This window comes from Pseudomonas sp. IAC-BECa141 (genome assembly GCF_020544405.1).
In the GTDB taxonomy this organism is placed as follows: domain Bacteria; phylum Pseudomonadota; class Gammaproteobacteria; order Pseudomonadales; family Pseudomonadaceae; genus Aquipseudomonas.
This window is the reverse complement of sequence record NZ_CP065410.1, coordinates 3,883,495-3,910,360: the sequence shown is the minus strand read 5'-3', so window position 1 is coordinate 3,910,360 and position 26,866 is coordinate 3,883,495. Positions and strand designations below refer to the sequence as shown.

Genomic DNA, 26,866 nt, shown 5'->3' with positions numbered 1-26,866 from the left:
CAATAGGGGTCGTCATGGATCAACCCAGTGCAAACCCGCAGCGCAGCTACACCCGCGGTTCCCAGGATAAAGCCTTGCTGGCGATGACCATCGGGCAGAAGTTCGACGAAACCGTCGCGCAGTACCCGGACGGCGAGGCGCTGGTGGTGCGCCATCAGCAGCTGCGTTACACCTGGCGGCAACTGGCCGACGCGGTGGATGTTCACGCCAGAGCCCTGCTGGCGTTGGGTTTGCAAGCCGGTGACCGGCTCGGCATCTGGGCGCCGAACTGCGCGCAGTGGTGCATCACACAGTTCGCCACCGCGAAGCTCGGTGTGATCCTGGTCAACATCAACCCGGCCTACCGCAGCTCTGAACTCGAATACGTGCTCAAGCAATCCGGTTGCCAATGGCTGGTCTGCGCCGGGGCGTTCAAGAGCTCCAACTATCACGGCATGTTGCAAGGCTTGCTGCCGGAACTGGCCGAGCAATCCATCGGCGAGCTGCACAGTGAGCGGCTGCCGGAACTGCGCGGTCTGATCAGCCTCGACCCACAGCCGCCTTCGGGTTTTCTTCCGTGGTCGCAACTGGCAGATCTGGCCGCCAGTGTCACTGCGCAACAATTGCGTGAACGCAGCGACAGCCTGCACTTCGATCAGCCCGTCAATATTCAGTACACCTCCGGCACCACCGGTTTCCCCAAGGGCGCGACCCTCAGTCACTACAACATCCTCAACAACGGTTACATGGTCGGCGAAAGCCTTGGCCTGACCGCTGTTGATCGCCTGGTGATCCCGGTGCCGCTGTATCACTGCTTCGGCATGGTCATGGGCAACCTCGGCTGCATCACCCACGGCAGCACCATGATTTATCCCAACGACGCCTTCGATCCGCTGCTGACCCTGAGCACCGTCGCCGAAGAAAAAGCCACCGCGCTGTACGGCGTACCCACCATGTTCATCGCCATGCTCGATCAGCCGCAACGCGCCGAGTTCGACCTGTCGACCCTGCGCACCGGAATCATGGCCGGCGCCACGTGCCCGATCGAGGTGATGCGCAGGGTCATCAGCGAAATGCACATGAGCGAAGTGCAGATCGCCTACGGCATGACCGAAACCAGCCCGGTCTCGCTGCAAACCGGCCCATCCGATGAACTGGAACTGCGCGTCACCACCGTCGGCCGCACCCAGCCGCAACTCGAAAGCAAAATCATCGACGAGGCCGGCAACCCGGTACCACGCGGCACGATCGGCGAACTGTGCACCCGTGGCTACAGCGTGATGCTCGGCTATTGGAACAATCCGCAGGCGACTGCCGAAGCCATCGACGCGGCGGGCTGGATGCACACCGGCGATCTGGCGAGCATGAACGACGAGGGTTACGTGTGCATCGCCGGTCGTAATAAGGACATGATCATCCGTGGTGGCGAAAACATTTACCCGCGTGAACTGGAAGAGTTCTTCTTCACCCACCCGGCGGTGGCGGACGTGCAGGTGATCGGCATTCCCTGCTCGCGTTACGGTGAGGAAATCGTCGCCTGGATCAAATTCCATCCCGGCCACAGCGCCACCGAACAAGAGCTGCAAGCGTGGTGCAAGGAACGCATCGCCCACTTCAAGACGCCGCGTTACTTCAAGTTTGTGGAGGAGTTTCCGATGACGGTAACAGGCAAGATCCAGAAATTCCGGATGCGCGAGATCAGTATCGAGGAGTTGCGAGAAAAGCAGGCCTGACGAAGATCGAATGTGGGAGCGAGCAAGCCCGCTCCCACAAGGGGGCGGCGGTGAAAACAGGAATCGTGGAAAGCACAAAGGGGAGCCGAAGCTCCCCTTTAATTTTGTCGTCGCGTGCTCTTTTTTATTATTGAGGGGCGGTCTGTTGTTGTTTTTGGCAACCGTGGCCCTTTACCGCTGTTTTTGGCGACCCCCATCCGGGGTCAAGAGCAAACGTATTTTTTTGAGCGCTGATCTGCTTTCTCGCCAGGCGATCCAACCGATTCGGGAGCTACCTTAAGGTAGTTTTATTGTTCTCTGCCCGGTTGCGGGTCATTCCGAGGAACACCCTGAAAAGCACACCTTCTCCAAAAAAATCTGTTAGCTGCGTCTCTGCCGTGTTGTTTTTGTTATGTCAGAGTCGGTACGTCTTATTTTTATTGGTTTGCTGCTTTTTATTCTTGTTATGCCATAGAGATAGCAGAAGCCGTGCCAACTTTTAAAAAACCTTATAAATCAAGGAGTTGAATTTTTTGAAGGATTTCTCCTTCAGGCAAAACCAGACAATTTGTTTCCGTGTTACTCGCCTATGCCCACGTTTCGGACGCAGCGGTAACACCTTCGCCCTCACTGTGCGCTACGGGCCTTGGCTACGCGCGAACCGGTAGGGCGACCCAGCACGGCACTGATCTGTTGGCCGGCGGCAATCAAGGCGTCGAAGTCGATACCGGTCTCGATGCCCAGGCCGTTGAGCAGATACACCACGTCTTCGGTGGCAACGTTGCCGCTGGCGCCCTTGGCGTACGGGCAGCCGCCGAGGCCGGCGATCGAGCTGTCGAACACCGCGATGCCTTCCAGCAGACTGGCGTAGATATTGGCCATGGCCTGGCCGTAGGTATCGTGGAAGTGGCCGGCGAGTTTCTCTCGCGGCACCTGCTTCGACACTACTTCGAACAGCCGGCGGGTGGCGCCTGCGGTACCGGTGCCGATGGTGTCACCCAGCGACACTTCGTAGCAGCCCATCGCGTACAGCTCGCGGGCCACCATGGCCACTTGTTCCGGCGCGACCTCGCCCTCATAAGGGCAGCCGAGCACGCAAGACACGTAACCGCGCACGGTAACGCCGTGCTGTTTCGCCGATTCCATGATCGGCGCGAACCGCGCCAGACTTTCGCTGATCGAGCAATTGATGTTGCGTTGCGAGAACGCTTCGGACGCTGCAGCGAATACCGCGACTTCCTTGACCCCCGCCGCCAGCGCATCTTCAAAACCACGCAGGTTCGGCGCCAGTGCGCCGTAGGTCACGCCGGGTTTGCGCTGGATCTGCGCGAACACCTCGGCGGAGCCGGCCATCTGCGGCACCCACTTGGGCGAGACGAAACTGCCGACTTCGATATAGCCAAGGCCGGCGGCGCTCAGCGCGTCGACCAGTTGCACCTTGTCGGCGACGCTGATGGGCTGGGCTTCGTTCTGCAAACCGTCACGGGGGCCGACTTCGATCAGGCGTACTTTGGAGGGGAGGGACATGGGCTGAACCTGCTCATTATCTGACTGTATCGAGAACCCTGTGGGAGCGAGCCTGCTCGCGATGGCGTTGGGTCAGTCAACATCAATACTGGATGTTCCGGCCTCATCGCGAGCAAGCCCGCTTCCACAGGAGATGAAGTGTGGCTGTTACTGCGCGACTTGCTGACTCTTGAGCGTCTGCTCCAGCGCCTGCACGCAGCGTTCTTCGGCGGTGTCGAGTTCCAGCTTCATCTGTTCGATGTCCAGCAATTGCTGCTCGAGCTGTTCCCGGCGTTCGCTGATTTTCGCCAGCATGCTGTTGAGTTGTTTGGTGTTACCGCTGGACGGGTCGTAGAGCTCGATCAGTTCGCGGCACTCGGCCAGGGAAAAACCGATGCGCTTGCCCCGCAGGATCAGCTTCAGGCTGACCTTGTCGCGCGGCGAGTAGATGCGTTCCTGGCCTCGGCGCTCAGGGCTGAGCAGGCCTTGTTCTTCATAGAAGCGGATCGCCCGGGTGGTGATGTCCAGCTCGCGGGCGAGGTCGGAAATGCTGTAGGTCTGGCTGCTCATGAAAGCGCTCGAAGAAGGGGCTTGGCGCTAAGCTAATGGCAGGTTGACGTTTACGTCAAGTGGCGGGCGCCTGCAGCTTGTCGAGCTTCTTCTCATGTGCCGTCACTTGCTGGCACAACTCGATCATCTGCTCGCGCATCCAGCGGTTGGCCGGATCCTGATCGGTGCTTTCATGCCAGTACAAATGGGTTTCAACCGGCGGCACATCGTTGACCGGCAGATTGAACGCATGCAGGTCATGGCGGCGGGCGAAACGCTCCGGCACGGTCATCACCATGTCGGTCTGCTGCAACACCTGGGACGCCATCAGGTAATGCTGCGAGCGCAGGGCAATCTTGCGCTGAATGCCCATCTTGCCCAGTGCCAGATCGACATGACCCAGGCCACTGCGACGGCTGGAAATATGAATGTGGGTCAGCGACAGGTAATCGTCGAGGGTGAATTTTTCCTTGGTCGCCAGCGGGTGGCCTTTGCGCATCGCGCAGACGTAACGGTCTTCCATCAGCTTGACGTGGCGTACCTGCGGGTCGGTGTTGAGCGGCGCATCCACGGCAAAGTCGAGACGCCCGGCGGCCAGTTCCTTGGTGGTTTCCCGGCGTTTGGACAGGAAGCTTTCGATGATCACCGTCGGCGCCAGACGACGCAGGCGCTGGAACAGCGGCGGCAGAATCACCGCTTCGGTCAGGTCAGTCATGCTGATGCGGTAGGTCTTGACCGCTTGCGAGGGGTTGAAAATCCGACTTTCCTGAACTGACACCCGCAGCAGCGACAGTGCGTTGCGCACCGGGCCGATGATGTTTTGCGCCATGGGCGTCGGCACCATGCCCTGAGCGGTGCGCACGAAGAGCGGGTCGTTGAAGGTTTCGCGCAACCGCGCCAATGCGTTGGACACCGCTGGCTGGGTAATGCCGACAATCTGCCCGGCGCGGGTCAGGTTGGCTTCGGTGTAGATCGCGTCGAAGACGATGAAAAGGTTGAGGTCGACCTTGCTCAGATTCATTACGCGGCTCTCTTGTTATAGGTGCTTGTTATAGATGGATGGCACGGGTCAGGGCGGCCAGGAAAATCAACCAATCATATATCGGTGATGAATGTTTATACACGCCGAGAATAGGCTAGGTAAATTATCAACGCTGTTCTAGCATCGATTGCATGACTTAAACAACCTGCCGAAAAAAGGTAATTGCTCATGGATTTCGCTTATTCGCCCAAGGTGCAAGAACTGCGTGAGCGCGTGACCGCGTTCATGGACACTTACGTTTACCCGGCCGAAGCCGTGTTCGAGCGCCAGGTCGCCGAAGGCGATCGCTGGCAGCCGACGGCGATCATGGAAGAACTTAAGGCCAAGGCAAAAGCCGAAGGGCTGTGGAATTTGTTTCTGCCTGAGTCGGAACTCGGCGCCGGCCTGACCAACCTCGAATACGCGCCATTGGCGGAAATCATGGGTCGTTCGCTGCTCGGTCCCGAGCCGTTCAACTGCTCGGCGCCGGACACCGGCAACATGGAAGTGCTGGTGCGTTACGCCAACGAAGAACAGAAGCAACGCTGGCTCGAACCGCTGCTGCGCGGCGAAATCCGCTCGGCGTTCGCCATGACCGAGCCCGACGTCGCGTCCTCCGACGCCACCAACATGGCCGCCCGTGCCGTGCGCGATGGCGACGAGTGGGTGATCAACGGCAAGAAATGGTGGACCTCCGGCGCCTGCGATCCGCGCTGCAAAATCCTGATCTTCATGGGCCTGAGCAACCCCGATGCGCCGCGCCACGCCCAGCACTCGATGATCCTGGTGCCGGTCGACACCCCCGGCGTGAAGATCATCCGTCCGCTGCCGGTGTTCGGTTACGACGACGCACCTCACGGCCACGCCGAAGTGCTGTTCGACAACGTGCGGGTGCCGTACGAAAACGTCCTGCTCGGTGAAGGACGCGGCTTCGAAATTGCTCAGGGTCGCCTTGGCCCGGGCCGAATTCACCACTGCATGCGTTCGATCGGCATGGCCGAGCGTGCACTGGAACTGATGTGCAAACGTTCGGTAAGCCGGACTGCATTCGGCAAACCGCTGGCGCGTCTGGGCGGTAACGTCGACAAGATCGCCGACTCGCGGATGGAAATCGACATGGCGCGTCTGCTGACCCTGAAAGCGGCGTACATGATGGACACCGTGGGTAACAAGGTCGCCAAGAGCGAAATCGCGCAAATCAAGGTCGTTGCGCCGAACGTCGCGTTGCGGGTGATCGACCGGGCGATCCAGATTCATGGCGGGGCAGGGGTCTCGAACGATTTCCCGCTGGCCTACATGTACGCCATGCAACGCACCCTGCGCCTGGCCGACGGCCCGGACGAGGTGCACCGCGCGGCAATCGGCAAGTTCGAGATCGGCAAGTATGTGCCGAAGGAAATGCTGCGTAGCGAGCGCTGATCCAGCACTTCAGCCCTGATCGTTCCCACGCAAAGCTCTGATCGAGGAGATCGCGGTGATCGTTCCCACGCTCTGCGTGGGAATGCATAACGTGACGCTCCGCGTCACAGTGGATGCGGAGCATCCATGGCTGCGTTACCACGCAGAGCGGGGGAACGATCAGTGGTTCGACGCTCAGTAAACCCACACCTCAACCCGCCGATTCTTGATCCGGCCTTCATCCCCGCTGTTGGTCGCCACCGGCATCAGCGCGCCAAACCCGCGCACTTCGCGCAGTACCACGCCGTTTTTCACCAGCTCCCGGCGTACCGCCATCGCCCGCAGCTTCGACAGCAAATCCGCCCGTGCCGGGTCGTCCTTGGCGTCGCCGAATCCCACCAGTGTTATCGCACGGTCAGTCTTGTCGTGGTGCTTTATATAGTCGAACACCCGGGCCAGATCCTGGCGGGCCTTGTTGTCGAGGCTGGCGCTGCCTTCTTCGAAGCGGAAGTTCACCGTCAGACGCTGGGCGTGGCGGCTGAGGGATTGATAACCCTCGGGCATCAGCGCATTCGGCGTGACGGCGATGGCCTGCACGGTCTGGGCGATAAAACCGTTGGCCGCGACAATTGCCTGACCCCGACGACTCTGCGCAAACTCCACCAAGGCCTTGGCCCAGGGATTGTTGCTGTCGGGTGGCAGATAGAAGAACAGCCGCCGCGACAGAGGATAGTCTTCAGTGGCGATCAGGCTGGCGAGTGGCAGCATCGCCTGGGATTGCCCGTCGACAATCGCCACGGCCTTGGCCTGACGCACGTAGGGCAGGCCGATGAAACCGATGGCCTGCGGGTCGGCACTGACGGCGTCGGACAACTGCTCGCTGGATTCAAACCGTTTCGCGGCATTGCTCAGGGATTTCCCACGACGGCTGAGAACCAATTCCTTGAACGTGTCGTAGGTACCGGACTGATCATCCCGCGCATACAGATGAATCGTCCCACCCTTGCCGCCGACGTCGTCCCACGTCTTCGCCTCGCCGCTGAAGATCCGCGCCAGTTGTTCAGTGTTCAATTGATTCAGCGGATTGGCGGGGTGAAGGATGATCGCCAGGCCGTCGATGGCGATGACCTGCTCGGCGTCAGGGCTTTTCAGATCGCCCCGGGCTTGCAGGTTCAGCAGTTCGCTGTCCTTGATCGGGCGTGACGAGGCGGCCAGATCGGCGCTGGCGTTCTTGAGTGCAGTGAAACCGGTGCTCGAGCCGTGGGCGGCGATCTCCACGACGACCCTTTGGCCTTGGGCCGTCAAGCCGGCGACTCGCTGTTCGTTGGCGGTGTCCGGCGTTTCGCTGTGGACTTTCAGCAGTCCCTGGTCTTGCAGCAGGCCTTCCACCAACGCCGGGCCGAGCGCCGCGCCAATGGTGTTGGAACCCTGGATGCGCAATACCGGGCCGTTCTCGGGAATGGGCAACGCCGCAACCTGCAGCCAGGCGCTGAGGAGAAAGACGAACAGAACACGCAGGGTCATGCCGGCACCGAATGCAGCCAAGGGGATTGCCGGGGAGATTAAGTCAGGCGCATGACCAAAACATTACAGCTGAATCAATGTGGGAGCGAGCTTGCTCGCGATTGCCGTGTGCCAGTCAAGCTTTTGCAGCCTGACACTCTGCTATCGCGAGCAAGCTCGCTCCCACAGGATCTCAGCTCAATTCAAGCCAGATCGGCGCATGGTCCGAAGGCTTTTCCATTGCGCGCAGTTCATAGTCGACACCGGCGGCTTTCACCCGTGGCAGCAAGCCGTGGGACGCCAGAATCACATCGATGCGCAGACCACGCTTCGGCTCGTCTTCAAAGCCACGGCTGCGGTAGTCGAACCAGCTGAACATGTCGGTCACGTCCGGGTTAAGGTGACGGAAGCTGTCGGTCAGGCCCCAGTTTTTCAGGCGGGCCATCCACTCGCGCTCTTCCGGCAGGAAACTGCATTTGCCGGTTTTCAGCCAGCGCTTCATGTTGTCCGGGCCGATGCCGATGTCGCTGTCTTCCGGCGAGATGTTGACGTCGCCCATCACCACCAGCGGTTGTTCATTGTGGAACTGGCTTTCCAGCAACGCCTGCAAATCGCTGTAGAAGCGCTGCTTGGCCGGGAACTTGGTCGGGTGGTCGCGGCTTTCGCCCTGTGGGAAATAGCCGTTCATGATTGTCACCGGCACGCCGTTGGCGTCGGCGAATGTGCCCCAGATAAAGCGTCGCTGCGCGTCTTCTTCATCGGTGGCGAAGCCTTTGTGCACGGCGATCGGTTCCTGGCGCGAGAGCAGGGCAACGCCGTAATGGCTTTTCTGGCCGTGGAAATACACGTGATAACCCAGGGCCCGCACTTCTTCCAGCGGGAACTGGTCGTCGTGGACCTTGGTTTCCTGCAGGCCGATGACGTCCGGCTGATGCTTTTCGATCAGCGCCGCCAGCTGATGCGGGCGGGCCCGCAGTCCGTTGATGTTGAAGGAAACGATCTTCATGGTCGGCAGTCCTGGCAAAAGGGCGATGCTAGCTGACATGTAGGATCTGGGCCAGCGTGGCGGTAGTCCATATGCGCTGCTAATGTCTTTCGGGTGTGGGAACGATCCCTTCAGCCCAAGGCTCGTATAACAAGAACGGGGCCTGTCGAGTCCTGTCCAGGGAGAATCACCGTCATGCCTGAAACCCAAACTGCCATCGCCGACATCCACATGCTCGACCGCGGCTATTCCCGGGAAGCGCGATCCCTTCTTTATCAGGCGTATCGCCACGAGCCGACTTTCGCTTATCTGTTCGAGGCCGAACGTCCGGGTTACGAGCAGCGGGTGCGCGCGACGGTGCGGGAACTGGTCAAACAGCATTTCCTGCAGGATCTGCCGGCTATCGGCCTGTTGGTCAACGACCGTTTGATCGGCATCGCCCTGATCGCGCCGCCGCAACGGCGTCTGGGCGTCACCGAGAGTTGGGCCTGGCGTCTGCGCATGGTGCTGAGCACCGGTTTTCGCTGCACCCGCCGTTATCTGGAATACCACGCCGCTGTCGAAGCCTGCGTGCCGACCGACTCGGTGCACATGCTGCCGCTGCTCGGCGTGCACCCACAATTTCAGGGCAAGCATTTCGGCGAACAATTGTTGCAAGCGGTGCACAACTGGTGCGCGGTGGACGAAAGCTCCCAAGGCGTGATCCTCGACACCGGCAACCCGCGATATCTGGAGTTCTACAAGCGTCAGGGTTACGAAGAAATCGGCGAAGTCGCTGTCGGCCCGGTGCGCGAGCACGTGTTTTTCCATGCCAACCCGCAGGTGTTACAAACTGCAACGGGATAACCATCGAACTTTTTCGGAAATTTCCTCTTCTATCACGCTCCCAAGCCCGTGATAGCATCCGCGCCTATGAAGTTTCCAGGAAGATTTACCAGTGGCGTGCTCATGCTGTTAACCAGCTGCGCGGCGCTGGCGCAAAGTGAATTGGATGTGCGGATCAAACCGTCCAACGATGAACTGAAAGCCAATATAGAAGGCTATATCGGCAGCCTCGGCGATCGTGACGAAGAAGCCTTGCAGCGCTTCAGTCGCGGCGCCGAAGAACAGGCGCGCAAGGCCGCCCAGGCCTTGGGCTATTACCAGCCGCAGATCGAAAGTGACGTCAAGGGCGGCGAAAAACCGCGACTAGTGCTGAACATCGATCCCGGCGAGCCGATCCGCCTGCGTAACGTGACCGTGCGCATCGACGGCCCGGCGGCCTCCCTCAAATCCTTTCGAGTCCCGAAAAGCGACGTGCTCAAGCCCGGCGCGGTGCTCAACCATGGGCGTTACGAAGACGCCAAGCGCCTGATTCAGAACCAGGCTTCGCGCTATGGCTTCTTCAGCGGTCGTTTCACCAGTCAGAAATTGATGGTCGATCCCCGCGCCGGGGTCGCCGACGTCGAACTGATCTACGAAAGCGGCCCGCGTTATGCGCTGGGCAAAGTCAGTTTTGAAGGCGACACACCGTTCGATGAAGACCTGCTGCAACGCATGGTGCCGTTCAAGGCCGGCGAGCCGTATGATTCCGAGCTGATCGCCGAACTCAACCGCGACTTGCAATCGAGCGGTTACTTCGAAGGCGTGCGGGTTGACGCCGCGCCGACCGCCGCGAAAAACGACGTGATCCCGGTGGACGTCAAACTCGATACCCGCAAGCCGCGCACCATGGGCCTGGGTCTTGGTTATTCCACCGACGTCGGCCCGCGAATCAAGGCCAACTGGACCCGTCACTGGGTCAATCCGCAGGGCGACAGTTATGGCTGGGAGGCCGAACTGTCCGCGCCACGGCAGAACGTCGGCCTGTTTTACGACATCCTGCTCGACCCGCCGCTGACCGACAAGCTGCGCTGGGCCGGCGGTTATCAATACGAGGACATCGACGGCTCCGACACCCTGAGCAAGCTGCTGACTTTCGGCCCGGAATGGCACAGCAAACTGCCGAGCGGCTGGCAGCGGGTCATCTCTTTGAAATGGCAGCGCGAGGAATACCAGCTCGGCGACGACTCCGGCCTGAGCACCTTGCTGATGCCCGGCGTCAGCTATTCCTACCTCAAGAGCGACAACCGCATCGATCCGCACAATGGCTATCGCCTGACCTTCGAAAGCAAAGTGGCAAAAGAAGGCCTCGGCTCGGACAACAACCTGGTTTACGGCACGGCGCTGGTCAAAGGCTTGACCACCGTGTTCGACAAGCACCGTTTGCTCGGTCGGGTGCAGGTCGGCGGCAGCGCCACCAACGGCTATAAATCGGTGCCGCCGTCGCTGCGCTTCTTCGCCGGTGGCGATCAGAGCGTGCGCGGTTACGACTATCAGAGCCTGTCCCCGGAGAACTCCGAAGGCGACCGCATCGGCGGGCGCTACATGGTGGCCGGCAGCGTCGAATACCAATACTCGATTGCCGAGAAGTGGCGCGTGGCGACCTTCGTCGATCAGGGCAACTCCTTCAACAAACTCGAACTGCCGAACCTCAAGACCGGGGTCGGTATCGGTGTGCGCTGGGTCTCGCCGGTGGGGCCGATCCGCCTCGACCTGGCCCACGCGCTGGACGACGATGGCGGCATCCGGCTGCACTTTTCCATGGGGCCTGAGCTGTGAAGCGTGGTTTGAAAATGTCGGCGCTGGCGCTGTTGTCGCTGGTGTTGCTGATGGTATTGAGTATTGCCGTTGTGCTCGGAACGCAGGCCGGCAGCCGTTGGGTGTTGGGACTGGTTCCGGGCTTGAGCGTCGACAATTTCCAGGGTCGCCTCGGCGGGCAGTGGAGCGCCGATCACCTGTTGTGGCAGCAGGACACCAGCCGCGTCGAACTGGACAAGCCGATCTTCGAATGGTCGCCGCTGTGCCTGACGCGCATGACGCTATGCATCGAACAGCTCAAGGCCGATACCGTCAGCCTGCAATTTCCGCCGAGCGAAGAAGTCACCGAAAGCGGTCCGATCAAACTTCCTGATCTGCAATTGCCCGTGGCCATCGAGTTGGGCGACGTGCAGGTCGGCAGTCTGCTGTTCAACGGCAGTGAAGAGCTCAAAGGCCTGCAACTGGCGGCGCACTGGACCGCCAAAGGCCTGCAGATCGACAGCGTGAAACTGCAGCGTGACGACTTGAGCCTGAATCTGTCCGGTCTGTTGCAACCGACCGGCAACTGGCCGCTGAACATCGCCGGTGATCTGACCTTGCCGTCGCCGGCTCCCGAGCCGTGGACGCTGGCGCTGAAAATCGACGGCGACCTGCTGAAAACCCTCAACCTGCACGCCGACAGCCGTGGCTACCTCGACGGCCAGTTGAGCGGCGAGCTGCAACCGCTGGTGGAAAACCTGCCGGCCAAAGTGCGGATCACCTCGGAGGCGTTCAAGCCGAGCGCCGATCTGCCGGACACCCTGCAATTCAATCAACTGGTATTGACCGGCGAAGGCGACCTGAAAAACGGTTACCAATTGCTCGGCAATGCGACGCTGCCTGCCGAGAAAGGTCCGGTGGCGTTGCTGCTCAAAGGCAAGGTCGACGCCAACGGCGCGCAGATCGCCGGCCTCGATCTGACGGCCAGCGACAAACAAAGCCTCAAGCTCACCGGCAATGTCGACTGGAGCAAAGGCCTCAGTGCCCAGGCCAATATCAACTGGCTGGATTTTCCGTGGCACCGGCTCTATCCGGAGATCGACGAGCCGCAGATCACGTTGCGTACCTTCACCGGCGAAGTCTCCTACACCGACGGTCAATACATTGGTAACTTTGCCGCCGCTGCAGATGGGCCGGCGGGGGCGTTCACCCTGAGCAGTCCGTTCAGCGGCAATCTCAAGCAGATCTTCCTGCCACAGCTGAAACTCGAAGCCGGGCAGGGCAAGGCCGAAGGCCATGTGAACGTGCAGTTCGCCGATGGCATCGCCTGGGACACCGCGCTGGAACTGTCGGCGCTCAACCCGGCGTATTGGGTCGCGGAATTGCCGGGCACGCTGGCCGGCCCATTGAAGAGCAAAGGCGAAATGAAGAACGAGCGCCTGAGCCTGAATGCCGACCTCGATCTGAAAGGCAAACTGCGCGGCCAGCCGGCGATCCTGCAAGCCAAGGCCGACGGCGCCGGCGAGCAGTGGAATCTGAATGCTCTGCAAATCCGTCTCGGCGACAACAGCATCAACGGCAAGGGCAGCCTGCAACAGAAGCTTGCCGGGCAGATCGATATCAAGCTGCCGCGTCTGGCCCAGCTCTGGCCGCAGTTGCGCGGGCAGATCAACGGTCGAGTCGATGTCGCCGGTACGCTGAAAGCACCGCAAGGCAAGCTCGACCTGCAAGGCTCGCAACTGGTGTTCCAGGACAACCGCCTGCAAAGCCTCAACCTCGATGCCACCCTCGACAGCGCGCAGCGGGCGAAAATCGATCTGAAGGGTAGCGGCATCCAGGCTGGCGACACGAACCTGGGTGTGTTGACCGTCAGCGCTCAGGGCGATATCAAAAATCAGAAGCTCAACCTCGACCTGCTCGGGCCGAGGCTGAAACTCGCGCTGGGGCTGGACGGCAACCTGGACAAAGGCAACTGGCGCGGGCGTCTGGCCAGCGGCGATATCCAGGCCGGCGGTCAGGACTGGAAGCTGCAAAACCCGGCGAAACTCGAACGTCTGGCCGACGGCAAGATCAACTTCGGCGCCCATTGCTGGATGTCCGGCAATGCCAGCCTGTGTGGCGAAGATCAGCGGTTGATGCCGGAGCCGAAGCTGCGTTACCACCTCAAGCAGTTTCCGATCGAAAGCCTCGCGCAATGGTTGCCGAAGGATTTCGCCTGGCAGGGCAAGCTCAATGCCGACCTGCAACTGGACCTGCCGGCCAGCGGCCCGAACGGCCAGATCAGCGTGGATGCCAGCGGTGGCACTTTGCGCATGAAGGAAAAGGATCAGTGGGTCGACTTCCCGTACCAGACCCTCAAGCTGACCAGCAAACTCACGCCCAAACGCATTGACACTGACCTCAATTTCGTCGGTGGCAAACTCGGTGAGTTGATGGTGCAGGCGCAGATCAATCCGCTGCCGAAGAACAAGCCACTCAGCGGTTCATTCCGTCTCAGCGGGCTGGACCTGTCGGTGGCGCGGCCGTTTGTGCCAATGGTCGAAAAACTTACCGGGCGCCTCAATGGCAGCGGCACGATTTCCGGCGGGCTGCTCGCGCCGCTGGTCAACGGCACCGTGCAACTCAGCGACGGCGAAGTGTCCGGGCCGGAGCTGCCGATCGAACTGCAAGCGTTGCAACTGCAGGCCGTGATCGCGGGAGAATCCGTGCAACTGAACGGCAGCTGGAAAAGCGGCAAGAGCGGGCAGGGCAGTCTGAGCGGCAACATCGCCTGGGGTCAGGCGCTGATGGTGGATCTGGCGCTCAAGGGTACGCAACTGCCGGTGACCGTCGAGCCCTACGCCAAGCTTGAAATGGCGCCGGACCTGAAGATTTCCATGGCCGGCGATGAACTGGCGATTGCCGGCAAGGTGCTGGTGCCCCGAGGCGAAATCACCGTGCGCGAGCTGCCGCCATCGACGGTGAAAGTCAGCGATGACACGATCATCGTCGGCGCGCAGACCGAAGAGGGCAAACCACCGATGGCCATGAAGATGGACATCGACGTGGTGGTCGGCGAGGACAAACTGAGCTTCGCCGGGTTCGGCCTGACCGCCAACCTGCAAGGTCACGTGCACATCGGCGACAACATGGACACCCGTGGCGAACTGTGGCTCAACGACGGTCGCTACCGCGCCTATGGTCAGCGCCTGACGGTGCGTCGCGCGCGTCTGCTGTTTGCCGGGCCGATCGATCAGCCGTATCTGGACATCGAAGCGATTCGCCAGACTGACGACGTGATCGCCGGTATTCGACTGAGCGGCAGCGCCGAGCAGCCGACTACGCAGATTTTTTCCGAACCGGCGATGAGCCAGGAGCAGGCGCTGTCCTATCTGGTGCTGGGGCGTCCGCTGAGCACCACCGGCGAGGACAACAACATGCTCGCGCAGGCGGCGCTCGGTCTGGGTCTGATGGGCAGTTCCGGGGTCACCAGCAGTCTGGCCAGTGATCTGGGCATTCAGGACTTCCAACTCGACACCCAGGGCAGCGGCAACACCACCAGCGTGGTGGCCAGCGGCAATATCTCGGAGAAGCTCAGTTTGCGTTATGGCGTCGGTGTGTTCGAACCGGCCAATACCATTGCCTTGCGTTACAAACTGAGCAAGAAGGTCTACCTCGAAGCCGCCAGCGGCGTGGCCAGTTCGCTGGACATCTTCTACAAGCGGGATTTCTAGCCCGCTTTTTCCATCGCCGGATTGCCTGATCGTCCCCACGCCCAAACACCTGATCGTTCCCACGCTCCGCGTGGGAATGCCTCAATGGACGCTCCGCGTCCGCTGTTGAATGGGACGCGGAGCGTCCCGGGCTGCATGCCCACGCAGAGCGTGGGAACGATCTCGTGCGGTCAGTTATCGCCTAATTACAAAGCAGCCTAACTATTGCGTTGACATTCGCTGCCTAGGCAGTAACATCTCGACATACATTCACTGCCTAGGCAGTTATTAGGTGCGTACATGAAGCATTTCACCCCGGATGAATTCAAGCATTGTCACCTCGGCCTGTTGCTCGGCCGTGCAGCCTTGCTCAAGGACAGGATCATCGACACCCACATGGAACCCCACGGCATCACTGCCGCGCAGTTCAAGGTGTTGATCATCATGGCCCAGTACGGCGTCGACACCCCGGCCGAGCTGTGTCGGCACCTGTCGCTGGACAGCGGTTCGATGACCCGCATGCTCGACCGTCTGGAGCAGAAAGACTTCCTGATCCGCCAGCGCAGCGAAGGCGATCGTCGTCAGGTGCAGTTGAAGCTCACCGGGCAAGGTCAGGCGCTGGCCGATCGTCTGCCGCACATCGGTGCCGACGCCATGAATGAGCTGGCCGGCGCGATTACTCCGGATGAGTTGAAAACCCTGGAATACATCCTCAAGAAAATTTTGCTGGCGGCCGGTGACCCGATCACCATCCAGCGGCTAGGTGAACACAATGAGCGGTAAAACCTTGCGCAGCAGCCTGACACTGGTGCTGTCGGCGATGATCCTCGCCGGTTGCGCCAACTACAGCGGCCTCGATACCCATGGCAAAAACCTTGATGCGAAAGACCTTAAGGTCGGCCAATCCCTCAATGGCGTGACACTGTCGCCGGCCGCGTGGCCGAAAAGCGACTGGTGGACCAGCCTCGGCGATCCGCAGCTCGACGGTCTGATCCGCGAGGCCCTGAAAGACAGCCCGGACATGCAGATCGCCGACGCCCGTGCCCATCAGGCCAGCGCCGCCGCGTATGCCGCTGATGCCGAGCGCTATCCGACCCTCGACGCCAGCGCAGGCATCAGCCGTTCGCGTCTGGCCAAGGATCAGGACCCGCGAGGGCAGGGCGATGCCTACGCCACCACGCGCAACATCAGCGCCGGCTTCAATTACAACTTCGACCTGTGGGGCGGTCAGCGCGATGCCTGGGAAGCCGCACTCGGTCAGGCCCGTGCCGCCGAAGTCGACCGTCAGGCCGCGCAGTTGACCCTGGCTGCCGACGTGGCCCGGGCCTACAGCGATCTGGGTCAGGCGCATATCGTTTATGACCTGGCCAACGAAGACCTCAAGCGCACCAAGCAGATGCTCGACCTGAGTCAGCGTCGTTTGAGCTCCGGGATCGACAGTCAGTACCAGTTCCAGCAGACCCAAAGCCTGGAAGCCAGCTCCGAAGCCAGCCTGATCGACGCCGAAAAGCGCCTGAACAGCGCAAAAATCGCTTTGGCGGTACTGCTCGGCAAAGGCCCGGATCGCGCCAGCGAAATCGCCCGGCCGAAAGTCCTGCAAGCCAGCGCCGTCGCGCTGCCATCGGTGCTGCCGGCCGAACTGCTGGGCCGTCGCCCGGATCTGGTTGCCGCGCGCTGGCGTGTCGAGGCGGCGAGCAAGGACATCGACTCAGCCAAGACCCGCTTCTATCCCAACTTGAACCTGTCGGCTTCCGCCGGTGCCGAATCCTTGTTGGGGGACGCGATGTTCGGTTCCGCCAGTCGCTTCTTCAACATTGCCCCGACGATTTCGGTGCCGATCTTCGATGGCGGACGCCTGCGCGCCAACCTCGATGCCCGCGACGCCGACTACGACCTCGCCGTGGCGCAGTACAACAAAAACCTGGTGAAAGCCTTGGGCGATGTCAGCGACACGATCAACCAGTTGCGTGATATCGGCCGGCAGATCGGCGCCCAGCAGCACGCGACCGAGATTGCCCAGGACTCTTACAACACCGTCGTCCAGCGTTACGGTTCCGGCATCGGCAACTACCTGGACGTGCTCAGCATCGAGCAGCAATTGCTGCAGGCCCAGCGTCAGCTGGCCAACCTGAATGCCGAGCAGATCGACCTGTCGATTCAACTGATGCAAGCGCTGGGCGGCGGCTTCCAGGGGCAAACCCTGACCGCAGCCAACGCCACCCCAGCCACGCCGCACAACTAATTCAAGGTATTTGTCATGGCCACTGCCGAAAACACACAAGCTCAAGACAACGCCCAGGACACTGGCAATCCGCGCAAACGCAAGGTGATGCTGCTGGTGCTGGCCGTTGTGGTTGCCCTCGCCGGTGCCGGTGTCTGGGCGTATCACGAATTCATCGGGCGCTGGAGCGAAAGCACCGACGACGCCTACGTCAACGGCAACGTGGTGGAAATCACCCCGCTGGTGACCGGCACCGTGGTCAGCATCGGCGCCGACGATGGCGATCTGGTTCAGGAAGGCCAGGTGCTGATCAACTTCGACCCGAACGACGCCGAAGTCGGCCTGCAAAGTGCCAAGGCCAATCTGGCCCGCACCGTGCGTCAGGTGCGCGGTCTGTACAGCAACGTCGACGGCATGAAGGCTCAGGTCAACGCGCAACAGGCCGAAGTGCAGAAAGCCCAGGACAACTTCAACCGGCGGAAAAATCTCGCGGCCGGCGGGGCGATTTCCCAGGAAGAACTGTCCCACGCCCGCGATGACCTGACCTCGGCACAGAACGCTCTGGCCAATGCCAAACAGCAACTGAAAACCACCAGCGCGCTGGTCGATGACACTGTGGTTTCCTCGCACCCGGACGTGATGGCCGCCGCCGCGCAACTGCGTCAGGCCTACCTGACCAACGCTCGCAGCACCTTGATTGCGCCGGTTACCGGTTATGTCGCCAAACGTACCGTGCAACTCGGCCAGCGTGTGCAGCCGGGCACCGCACTGATGGCGGTGATTCCACTGGATCAGCTGTGGATCGACGCCAACTTCAAGGAAACCCAGCTGCGTGACATGCGCATTGGCCAACCGGTGGAGATCGAGTCGGACATCTACGGCAGCGACGTGAAGTTCAGCGGCACTGTCGACAGCCTCGGCGCAGGCACCGGCAGCGCGTTCGCTCTGTTGCCGGCGCAGAACGCCACCGGTAACTGGATCAAGATCGTGCAACGGGTGCCGGTACGGATTCACGTCAACGCCGAAGAACTGGCCAAACACCCGCTGCGCGTCGGTCTGTCGACCAATGTCGAGGTCAACCTGCATGACCAGAGCGGCCCGGTACTGGCCCAGCAGCCGCCGCAAAAAGCTTCGTTCAGCACCAACGTCTACGACCGTCAATTGGCCGAAGCCGACGCGATGATCACCCAATTGATCCACGACAACAGCGCGGCGGTCAGCAAGACCGCGCAACGCTGATCCCTTCCCCTGTGGGAACGAGCTTGCTCGCGAGAGCGGTGTGTCATTCAGCATTGATTTATCGGACAGACCGCCATCGCGAGCAAGCTCGCTCCCACAAAGGTTACTGCGTCTGTAACAAGCGCGGCACCCGCCGAGTTCCAAAGGATTCGCGATGAGCAATAACGCCTCTTTTTCGCCGCCCAGCCTGTTGCTCAGCACCATCGGCCTGTCGCTGGCGACCTTTATGCAGGTGCTCGATACCACCATCGCCAACGTGGCGCTGCCGACCATTTCCGGCAACCTCGGCGTGAGTTCGGAGCAGGGCACCTGGGTCATCACCTCGTTCGCCGTGAGCAACGCCATCGCGCTGCCGCTCACCGGCTGGCTGAGCCGTCGCTTCGGCGAGGTGAAGCTGTTTCTGTGGGCGACCATCCTGTTTGTGCTGGCTTCGTTCCTCTGCGGTATTTCCACCTCGATGCCGGAACTGATCGGTTTTCGCGTGCTGCAAGGCCTGGTGGCCGGGCCGTTGTACCCGATGACCCAGACACTGTTGATTGCGGTCTATCCGCCAGCAAGGCGGGGCATGGCCTTGGCGTTGCTGGCGATGGTCACGGTGGTGGCGCCCATCGCCGGGCCGATCCTCGGCGGCTGGATTACCGACAGTTACAGCTGGCCTTGGATCTTCTTCATCAACGTGCCGATCGGGATCTTCGCGGTGATGGTGGTGCGCCAGCAGCTGGCCAAGCGCCCGGTGGTCACCAGTCGTCAGCCAATGGATTACGTCGGGCTGATCACGCTGATCATCGGCGTGGGCGCCTTGCAGGTGATCCTCGACAAGGGCAATGACCTGGACTGGTTCGAATCGAACTTCATCATCATCGGCGCGGCGATTTCGGTGATTGCGCTGGCGGTGTTCGTGATCTGGGAAATGACCGACCAGCATCCGGTGGTCAATCTGCGGCTGTTTGCCTATCGCAACTTCCGCATCGGCACGCTGGTGCTGGTGTTGGGGTATGCCGGATTCTTCGGCATCAACCTGATCTTGCCGCAGTGGTTGCAGACCCAGATGGGTTACACCGCGACCTGGGCCGGGCTGGCGGTGGCGCCGATCGGCATTCTGCCGGTGCTGCTGTCACCGTTTGTCGGCAAGTACGCGCACAAGTTCGACCTGCGCCTGCTGGCCGGTCTGGCGTTCCTGGCGATCGGCCTGAGCTGCTTCATGCGTGCCGAATTCACCAACGAGGTGGATTTCCAGCACATCGCCCTGGTGCAGCTGTTCATGGGGATTGGGGTGGCGCTGTTCTTCATGCCGACCTTGAGCATTCTGATGTCGGATCTACCGCCAAGTCAGATTGCCGATGGCGCCGGTCTGGCGACGTTCCTGCGGACATTGGGCGGCAGCTTTGCGGCGTCGTTGACGACATGGATCTGGATTCGCCGGGCGGATCAGCATCATGCCTATATGAGCGAGAGCATCAGCACCTTCGAACCAGCGACTCGCGAGACCTTGCATTCGCTGGGGGGCGCGAGCCAATCGGCGTATGCGCAGATGGATCAGATTCTCACCAGTCAGGCGTATATGCTCTCCACCGTGGATTACTTCACGCTGCTCGGTTGGGGCTTTATGGGGTTGATTCTGATTGTGTGGCTGGCGAAACCGCCGTTTGCTGCCAAGGCAGGCCCGGCCGCCAGCGGTCACTAAGTCAGGCAGATCGTTCCCACGTCGAGGCGTCGAACCGTCTGCGTGGGAATGCAGCCCGGGACGCTCCGCGTCCCATGCCGAAGCGGACGCGGAGCGTCCATTGAGGCATTCCCACGCAGAGCGTGGGAACGATCAACTAAGTCCGGGAACGATCAGGCGGTGGCAGGGGCGGGTAATGCTGGCGGTGGCGCAAAGTCAAAGGGCGCCAACGCAAACCCGTTCTCATCCACCTGCAATGCCCAACCCTGACGATCCCAATCCCCCAGCACAATCCGCTTCGCCGCCTGATCGCCGATCTGCAACTTGTGGATCGCCGGGCGATGGGTGTGCCCGTGAACCAGGGTTTTCACTCCGTATTCCTGCATGATCCGCGGAATTTCCTGCGGCGTGACATCGACGATGTCATTGGCCTTCATCCGTGTCTGCGCGCGGCTTTCGCTGCGCAACTTGCGGGCGAGCTTGTGGCGGGTGCGCAAGGGCAGGTTGCGCAGGATGAACAGGCTGAGCGGGTTGCGCAGATAACGGCGCAGCTTCATATAGTCTTCGTCGCGGGTGCACAGGCTGTCGCCGTGCATCAGCAATACCGGTTCGCCGTAAAACTGCACGACACTCGGGTCCTTCAACAGCGTGCAGCCGGCCTGTTTGCAAAAGGCCTTGCCGAGCATGAAGTCGCGATTGCCGTGCATCAGAAATATGGCCGTGCCGCTGTCGCTGAGTTCGCGCAGGGCCTGGCAGATGGAACGCTGGAAGGGGGTCATGGCGTCGTCGCCAATCCACGCTTCGAAGAAGTCGCCCAGAATGTACAACGCACTCGCCGAGCGGGCGCGTCCGGCGAGCAAATCCAGAAACGCCCGGGTAATGTCCGGGCGCTCCTCTTCCAGATGCAAGTCTGAAATCAGCAATATCACGCTTCGATGATCTCGGCTTTCTCGATGATCACGTCGTCTGCCGGTACGTCCTGGTGGCCTGCCTTGGACGTGGTGGAAACGCCTTCGATCTTGTCGACAACGTCGGTGCCCGCAACCACTTTACCGAACACGGCATAACCCCAGCCCTGAGCGGTCTTGGCGGTGTGGTTCAGGAAGCTGTTGTCGGAGGCGTTGATGAAGAACTGCGCCGAAGCCGAATGCGGGTCCATGGTACGGGCCATGGCGATGGTGTACTTGTCGTTCTTCAGACCGTTGTCGGCTTCGTTCTGGATGCTCGGGCTCTTGTCTTTCTTTTCTTTCATGCCTGGCTCGAAACCGCCGCCCTGGATCATGAAACCTTTGATGACGCGGTGGAACACGACGTTCTCGTAGTGACCCTTTTTAACGTACTCGATGAAGTTGGCGGTGGTGACCGGCGCCTTTTCAGCGTCCAGTTGCAGGACGATGTCACCGAAGTTGGTGGTCAATTTAACTTGAGTCATGATCGCTACTCTTTATAAGGAATTCGTGGGTATTGGGACATTTCGGCCCCGTACCGGTTCAGCCCCTGAGGGCCAAGGTGCGCAGTTTAGCGTGACAGGCGCGAATTTCGAGGCTGTTTTTCAAAACCCGGCGATTAAATGCATTCCTTTTAAGCCCCGCTCTGTCAGGGGCTTGACAGCATCGGCTATGATAGCGGCTTTGTTTTGTCAGGCCCGTGTCCCGGCCGCGCACTGTACGTTCAAGGATCCTATGAGCAAGCCCACTGTCGACCCTACCTCGAATTCCAAGACCGGCCCCGTTACGCCGGTCAATTTCCTGCGCCCGATCATCCAGGCGGACCTGGACTCGGGTAAGCACACGCAGATCGTCACCCGTTTCCCGCCTGAGCCCAATGGTTACCTGCACATCGGTCACGCCAAGTCGATCTGTGTGAACTTCGGCCTGGCCCAGGAGTTCGGCGGCGTCACTCACCTGCGTTTCGACGACACCAACCCGGCCAAGGAAGACCAGGAATACATCGACGCGATCGAAAGCGACGTCAAATGGCTGGGCTTCGAATGGTCCGGCGAAGTGCGCTATGCCTCGCAATACTTCGACCAGCTGCACGACTGGGCCGTCGAGCTGATCAAGGCCGGCAAGGCCTACGTCGACGACCTGACGCCTGAGCAGGCCAAGGAGTACCGCGGCAGCCTGACCGAACCTGGCAAGAACAGCCCGTTCCGCGACCGTTCGGTGGAAGAGAACTTGGACTGGTTCGCCCGCATGCGCGCCGGCGAGTTCCCGGACGGTGCCCGTGTGCTGCGCGCCAAGATCGACATGGCCTCGCCGAACATGAACCTGCGCGACCCGATCATGTACCGCATCCGCCACGCCCATCACCACCAGACCGGTGACAAGTGGTGCATCTACCCGAACTACGACTTCACCCACGGTCAGTCGGACGCCATCGAAGGCATCACTCACTCGATCTGCACCCTGGAGTTCGAAAGCCATCGTCCGCTGTACGAGTGGTTCCTCGACGCACTGCCAGTGCCGGCGCACCCGCGTCAGTACGAGTTCAGCCGTCTGAACCTCAACTACACCATCACCAGCAAGCGCAAGCTCAAGCAACTGGTTGACGAGAAACACGTCAACGGCTGGGACGATCCGCGCATGTCGACGCTGTCGGGCTTCCGCCGCCGTGGCTACACCCCGGCGTCGATCCGCAACTTCTGCGAGATGATCGGCACCAACCGTTCCGACGGCGTGGTCGACTTCGGCATGCTCGAGTTCAGCATCCGTCAGGACCTGGACGCGAACGCCCCGCGCGCCATGTGCGTGCTGCGTCCGTTGAAAGTCGTGATCACCAACTATCCGCAAGACCAGGTCGAGAACCTCGAACTGCCGCGTCATCCGCAGAAAGAAGAACTCGGCGTGCGCCAGCTGCCGTTCGCCCGTGAAATCTACATCGACCGCGATGACTTCATGGAAGAGCCGCCAAAAGGCTACAAGCGCCTGGAGCCGAACGGTGAAGTGCGTCTGCGCGGCAGCTACGTGATCCGTGCCGACGAAGCGATCAAGGACGCCGACGGCAACATCGTCGAACTGCGTTGCTCGTACGATCCGGACACCCTGGGCAAGAACCCTGAAGGCCGCAAGGTCAAGGGCGTGATCCACTGGGTGCCGGCCGCTGCCAGCATCGAGTGCGAAGTGCGTCTGTACGATCGCCTGTTCCGTTCTCCGAACCCGGAGAAGGCCGAAGACAGCGCGAGTTTCCTGGACAACATCAACCCTGACTCACTGCAAGTGCTGACCGGTTGTCGTGCTGAGCCTTCGCTGGGCAATGCACAGCCGGAAGACCGTTTCCAGTTCGAGCGTGAAGGCTACTTCGTCGCGGATATCAAGGACTCGAAACCCGGTCAGCCGGTATTCAACCGTACCGTGACCCTGCGTGATTCGTGGGGCCAGTGATCAAGTCTTAAGGAAACACCGTGCTTACGATCTACAACACGCTCACCAAGAGCAAAGAAGTCTTCAAGCCGCTGGATGGCAACAAGGTGCGCATGTACGTCTGCGGGATGACCGTGTACGACTACTGCCACCTGGGCCACGGCCGCAGCATGGTCGCGTTCGACCTGGTGACCCGCTGGTTGCGGTTCAGCGGTTATGACCTGACCTACGTGCGCAACATCACCGACATCGACGACAAGATCATCAACCGGGCCAACGAGAACGGCGAGTCGTTCGAAGCGTTGACCGAACGCATGATCGCGGCGATGCACGAAGACGAAGCGCGCCTGAACATCCAGAAGCCGGACATGGAACCGCGCGCCACGGATCACATCCCTGGCATGCACGCGATGATCCAGACCCTGATCGACAAGGGCTTCGCCTACGCCCCGGGCAATGGCGACGTGTACTACCGCGTCGGCAAGTTCATGGGCTACGGCAAGCTTTCGCGCAAGAAGATCGAAGACCTGCGCATCGGTGCGCGGATTGAAGTCGACGAAGCCAAGGAAGATCCTCTGGACTTCGTGCTGTGGAAAGGCGTCAAGCCGGGCGAGCCGAGCTGGGAGTCGCCGTGGGGCGCCGGGCGTCCGGGCTGGCACATCGAGTGCTCGGTGATGTCCACCTGCTGCCTCGGTGAGACTTTCGACATTCATGGCGGCGGCAGCGACCTCGAGTTTCCGCACCACGAAAACGAAATCGCCCAGAGCGAAGCGGCCACCGGCAAGACCTACGCCAACGCGTGGATGCATTGCGGCATGATCCGTATCAATGGCGAGAAGATGTCCAAGTCGTTGAACAACTTCTTCACCATTCGCGACGTGCTCGACAAGTACCACCCGGAAGTCGTGCGTTATCTGCTGGTGTCGAGCCACTACCGCAGCGCGATCAACTACTCGGAAGACAACCTCAAGGACGCCAAGGGCGCACTGGAGCGTTTCTACCACGCGTTGAAAGGCCTGCCGAACGTGGCGCCGGCTGGCGGCGAAGCGTTCGTCGAGCGTTTCACCACGGTGATGAACGACGACTTCGGCACCCCGGAAGCCTGCGCGGTGCTGTTCGAGATGGTCCGTGAGATCAACCGTCTGCGCGAGAGCGATCTCGATGCCGCGGCCGGTCTGGCGGCGCGCCTGAAAGAACTGGCCAGCGTGCTCGGTGTGTTGCAGCTCGAGGCCGATGACTTCCTGCAGGCCGGCGCCGAAGGGCGTGTCGATGCAGCTGAAGTCGAGGCGCTGATCGCTGCGCGTCTGGCGGCACGTGCCGGCAAGGACTGGGCTGAATCCGACCGCATCCGTGACCAGCTCACCGCCATGGGCGTGGTGCTGGAAGACGGCAAGGGCGGCACGACCTGGCGTCTGGCTGACTGATTGCTGCGCCTGTTACAAACAAAACCCGCCTTGTGCGGGTTTTTGTTTTTCTGACGGCGTGATCGTTCCCACGCAGAGCATGGGATCGATCCCGTGGGGCGCTCAGTTTTCAAGCTGCCGCAATCGCTTGTACAGCGTATTGCGGCTCACCCCCAACCGTCGCGCCAGATGGGAAATATTGCCCCCGGCCAACTGCAACTCCCGGTTCAACGCCTCGGCATCGTTCAGATCAATGCCCAACGGCTCGGCCACCTCTACCGGCTCCATCTCCAGATCGACGAAAAAATCGTCCGGCAGATGCTCGGGTCGAATCGGTTGTTCCTCGGCCATCGCCAGCGCCACCTGCATCACGCTGCTGACCTGACGCAGATTGCCCGGCCACGGGTGCCGTTCGAACAGTTCCAGCACTTCACGACTCAATCCCGCCCACTGCGTCGGCTCGCGATGCTGTTCCCACAGCCGTTTGAACAGCGCCTGCTTGTCGCTGCGCTCGCGTAGCGGTGGCAACTCCAGAGTCAAACCGCCAATGCGGTAGTACAAGTCTTCGCGAAAGCGCCCCAGTTGCACCTGTTCCCTGAGCGAACGGTTGGTGGCGGAGATGATCCGCAGATCCACAGGAAACAGCTCGCTGCTGCCCACCGGTTGCACGCAGCGCTCCTGCAACACCCGCAACAGCCTTGCCTGGGTTGGCAGGGGCATATCGCCAATTTCATCGAGAAACAGCGTGCCTTTGTCGGCCTTGCGGATCAGCCCGATGCTGCCTTTCTGGTTGGCGCCGGTGAACGCGCCTTTCTCGTAGCCGAACAGCTCTGACTCCACCAGTTCGGCGGGGATCGCCGCGCAGTTGACGGCGATGAACGCCTGTTTGCAGCGTGAGCTGGCCTGATGCAGGGCTTTGACGAAAACTTCCTTGCCAACCCCGGTTTCGCCGTGAATCAGCAGCGGGATGTCCTTTTCCAGCAGGCGTTCAGCCTGGCGCACGGCTTTTTCCACGCGGCTGTCGCCGAAATGCAAAGTGCTCAGGCTGATCGCCGTCGGTACGGCGACTTTCGGTTCGGCGGTTCTGGTTTCAGCGGTTCTGGTTTCATTGAAGACCCGCGCCTGAATCGGCACCTGTTTAGGCCGTTTCAACAAACACTGGAAACGATTGCGCCCCGAGGTCTGCAAGGCAAACGGCAATCCGTCCGGCTGATTGATCAACTCCAGCAACGACACCTTGAACAGGCTTTCAACGCTGACCCGGGATAACCGCACACCCAACAGATTGTCGGCCCGACGGTTGGCCGACAGCACCTGACCGCTCTCATCAAAGATCAGCAGCCCGGCCCACTGGCTGTCGAGGTTGTTCAACCCGGTGTTGAATGTCAGTTGAAAGTGCTGGCCGTGGAACAGGTTGAGGATCAGTCGGTTCTCCACCGTCTGGCTCATCATCTTGACCATGCCGAGGGTGTGCGAGGGCGGCAGGTAGCTGTCGCTGGACACGTCGAGCACGGCGATGACCTTGCGCTCGGCATCGAAAATCGGTGCAGCGGAACCGGTCATGAAACGGTTGGCCTTGAGAAAGTGTTCATCGTGTTCGATGTGCACCGCCTGCTCACAGGCCAGCGCCGTGCCGATGGCGTTGGTGCCGCTGGCGCGCTCGACCCAACTGGCGCCGGCCTGGAAACCCCGCGCCAGATTCGGCTCGATAAAGCGCTGGGTGCCCCAGGACGTCAAAACCTGGCCCTGATTGTCGGCCAGCATGATCAGGCAGTTGGAGTTGCTCAGGATGTTCTCGTAATACGGCAGCACTTCCTGGTGAGTGGTCTGCACCAGCGAATGATGGCGGTCGAGCAACTGCGCGATGCCGGCGGCGGGCAGCTGATCGAAAGCCGGGGCGCTTTGATGATTGAGACCGAAGGCGCGGCAACGGGACCAGGAGTCCTGGACGATGGCGTCATGGGAAAGCGGCGGGGCAGGTGCGGCCATGGCAGTCAGCCTCTGAATACAGCATTTTTATTATTGTTATTGAGAT

Annotated in this window: 19 protein-coding genes; 11 read left to right on the top strand and 8 right to left on the bottom strand. The window is 60.8% G+C overall.

Annotation, left to right across the window (positions count from 1 at the left end):
* Nucleotides 1–14: 14 nt before the first annotated feature.
* Nucleotides 15–1,712: an AMP-binding protein gene (locus I5961_RS17780; protein WP_085703257.1), complete on the top strand. Its 1,698-nt coding sequence runs from the start codon at nucleotides 15–17 to the stop codon at nucleotides 1,710–1,712.
* A gap of 606 nt (nucleotides 1,713–2,318) precedes the next feature.
* Here the strand turns inward: I5961_RS17780 and I5961_RS17775 are convergent.
* The 3 genes from I5961_RS17775 to I5961_RS17765 form a co-directional block, all read right to left on the bottom strand.
* Nucleotides 2,319–3,218 carry a hydroxymethylglutaryl-CoA lyase gene (locus I5961_RS17775; RefSeq protein WP_227232942.1) on the bottom strand — a complete coding sequence of 300 codons (900 nt, stop codon included), beginning with the start codon at nucleotides 3,216–3,218 and terminating at the stop codon, nucleotides 2,319–2,321.
* A gap of 147 nt (nucleotides 3,219–3,365) precedes the next feature.
* Nucleotides 3,366–3,767, bottom strand: a complete 402-nt coding sequence (locus I5961_RS17770; RefSeq protein WP_007951507.1) for a MerR family transcriptional regulator — start codon at nucleotides 3,765–3,767, stop codon at nucleotides 3,366–3,368.
* Nucleotides 3,768–3,822: 55 nt separating this feature from the next.
* A complete protein-coding gene (locus I5961_RS17765; protein WP_011334997.1) occupies nucleotides 3,823–4,767 on the bottom strand; it encodes a LysR family transcriptional regulator in 945 nt (314 codons plus the stop codon).
* 189 nt (nucleotides 4,768–4,956) lie between these two features.
* Here I5961_RS17765 and I5961_RS17760 point away from each other — a divergent pair, with 189 nt between their 5' ends.
* Nucleotides 4,957–6,186, top strand: a complete 1,230-nt coding sequence (locus I5961_RS17760) for an acyl-CoA dehydrogenase (RefSeq protein WP_011334996.1) — start codon at nucleotides 4,957–4,959, stop codon at nucleotides 6,184–6,186.
* A gap of 174 nt (nucleotides 6,187–6,360) precedes the next feature.
* On the opposite strand, the gene I5961_RS17755 is transcribed toward I5961_RS17760, so the two are convergent.
* A complete protein-coding gene (locus tag I5961_RS17755) occupies nucleotides 6,361–7,689 on the bottom strand; it encodes a substrate-binding domain-containing protein (protein ID WP_085703312.1) in 1,329 nt (442 codons plus the stop codon).
* Nucleotides 7,690–7,861: 172 nt separating this feature from the next.
* On the bottom strand, nucleotides 7,862–8,674 hold the full coding sequence (gene xthA, locus I5961_RS17750) for an exodeoxyribonuclease III (protein WP_085703255.1): 813 nt from the start codon (nucleotides 8,672–8,674) through the stop codon (nucleotides 7,862–7,864).
* Nucleotides 8,675–8,848: 174 nt separating this feature from the next.
* Here xthA and I5961_RS17745 point away from each other — a divergent pair, with 174 nt between their 5' ends.
* The 7 genes from I5961_RS17745 (at nucleotide 8,849) to I5961_RS17715 (ending at nucleotide 20,087) form a co-directional block, all read left to right on the top strand.
* Nucleotides 8,849–9,499, top strand: coding sequence for a GNAT family N-acetyltransferase (locus I5961_RS17745; protein ID WP_007951503.1), 651 nt, complete (start codon nucleotides 8,849–8,851; stop codon nucleotides 9,497–9,499).
* Nucleotides 9,500–9,565: 66 nt separating this feature from the next.
* Nucleotides 9,566–11,293: an autotransporter assembly complex protein TamA gene (locus tag I5961_RS17740; RefSeq protein ID WP_227232941.1), complete on the top strand. Its 1,728-nt coding sequence runs from the start codon at nucleotides 9,566–9,568 to the stop codon at nucleotides 11,291–11,293.
* A complete protein-coding gene (locus I5961_RS17735) occupies nucleotides 11,290–14,964 on the top strand; it encodes a translocation/assembly module TamB domain-containing protein (RefSeq protein WP_085703254.1) in 3,675 nt (1,224 codons plus the stop codon). The genes I5961_RS17740 and I5961_RS17735 overlap by 4 nt, the downstream gene beginning before the upstream one ends.
* A gap of 279 nt (nucleotides 14,965–15,243) precedes the next feature.
* Nucleotides 15,244–15,726, top strand: a complete 483-nt coding sequence (locus tag I5961_RS17730) for a MarR family winged helix-turn-helix transcriptional regulator (protein WP_085699069.1) — start codon at nucleotides 15,244–15,246, stop codon at nucleotides 15,724–15,726.
* Nucleotides 15,716–17,185 (top strand): efflux transporter outer membrane subunit, encoded by a 1,470-nt coding sequence (locus tag I5961_RS17725; protein WP_085703253.1) that lies wholly within the window; start codon nucleotides 15,716–15,718, stop codon nucleotides 17,183–17,185. The genes I5961_RS17730 and I5961_RS17725 overlap by 11 nt, the downstream gene beginning before the upstream one ends.
* Nucleotides 17,186–17,200: 15 nt before the next feature.
* A complete protein-coding gene (locus I5961_RS17720) occupies nucleotides 17,201–18,403 on the top strand; it encodes an efflux RND transporter periplasmic adaptor subunit (protein WP_085699073.1) in 1,203 nt (400 codons plus the stop codon).
* A gap of 154 nt (nucleotides 18,404–18,557) precedes the next feature.
* Entirely contained in the window at nucleotides 18,558–20,087 is a 1,530-nt protein-coding gene (locus tag I5961_RS17715; RefSeq protein ID WP_085703252.1) for a DHA2 family efflux MFS transporter permease subunit, read from the top strand.
* Nucleotides 20,088–20,239: 152 nt separating this feature from the next.
* Here I5961_RS17715 and lpxH read toward each other — a convergent pair whose 3' ends face one another.
* Both lpxH and I5961_RS17705 read right to left on the bottom strand, forming a co-directional pair.
* Entirely contained in the window at nucleotides 20,240–20,995 is a 756-nt protein-coding gene (lpxH, locus tag I5961_RS17710; protein WP_085703251.1) for a UDP-2,3-diacylglucosamine diphosphatase, read from the bottom strand.
* On the bottom strand, nucleotides 20,992–21,498 hold the full coding sequence (locus I5961_RS17705) for a peptidylprolyl isomerase (RefSeq protein ID WP_085690022.1): 507 nt from the start codon (nucleotides 21,496–21,498) through the stop codon (nucleotides 20,992–20,994). Before I5961_RS17705 ends, lpxH begins: the two co-directional genes overlap by 4 nt.
* Before the next feature lie 250 nt (nucleotides 21,499–21,748).
* On the opposite strand from I5961_RS17705, the gene I5961_RS17700 reads away from it, so the two are divergent.
* The gene (locus I5961_RS17700) at nucleotides 21,749–23,449 is read left to right on the top strand and encodes a glutamine--tRNA ligase/YqeY domain fusion protein (protein ID WP_085703250.1); all 1,701 of its coding nucleotides are present in this window, start codon (nucleotides 21,749–21,751) and stop codon (nucleotides 23,447–23,449) included.
* A gap of 20 nt (nucleotides 23,450–23,469) precedes the next feature.
* Complete coding sequence (cysS, locus tag I5961_RS17695; protein WP_085699081.1) at nucleotides 23,470–24,852, top strand: cysteine--tRNA ligase; 1,383 nt, start codon at nucleotides 23,470–23,472, stop codon at nucleotides 24,850–24,852.
* 102 nt (nucleotides 24,853–24,954) lie between these two features.
* Here cysS and I5961_RS17690 read toward each other — a convergent pair whose 3' ends face one another.
* On the bottom strand, nucleotides 24,955–26,820 hold the full coding sequence (locus I5961_RS17690) for a sigma-54-dependent Fis family transcriptional regulator (protein ID WP_085703249.1): 1,866 nt from the start codon (nucleotides 26,818–26,820) through the stop codon (nucleotides 24,955–24,957).
* Nucleotides 26,821–26,866: the final 46 nt, after the last annotated feature.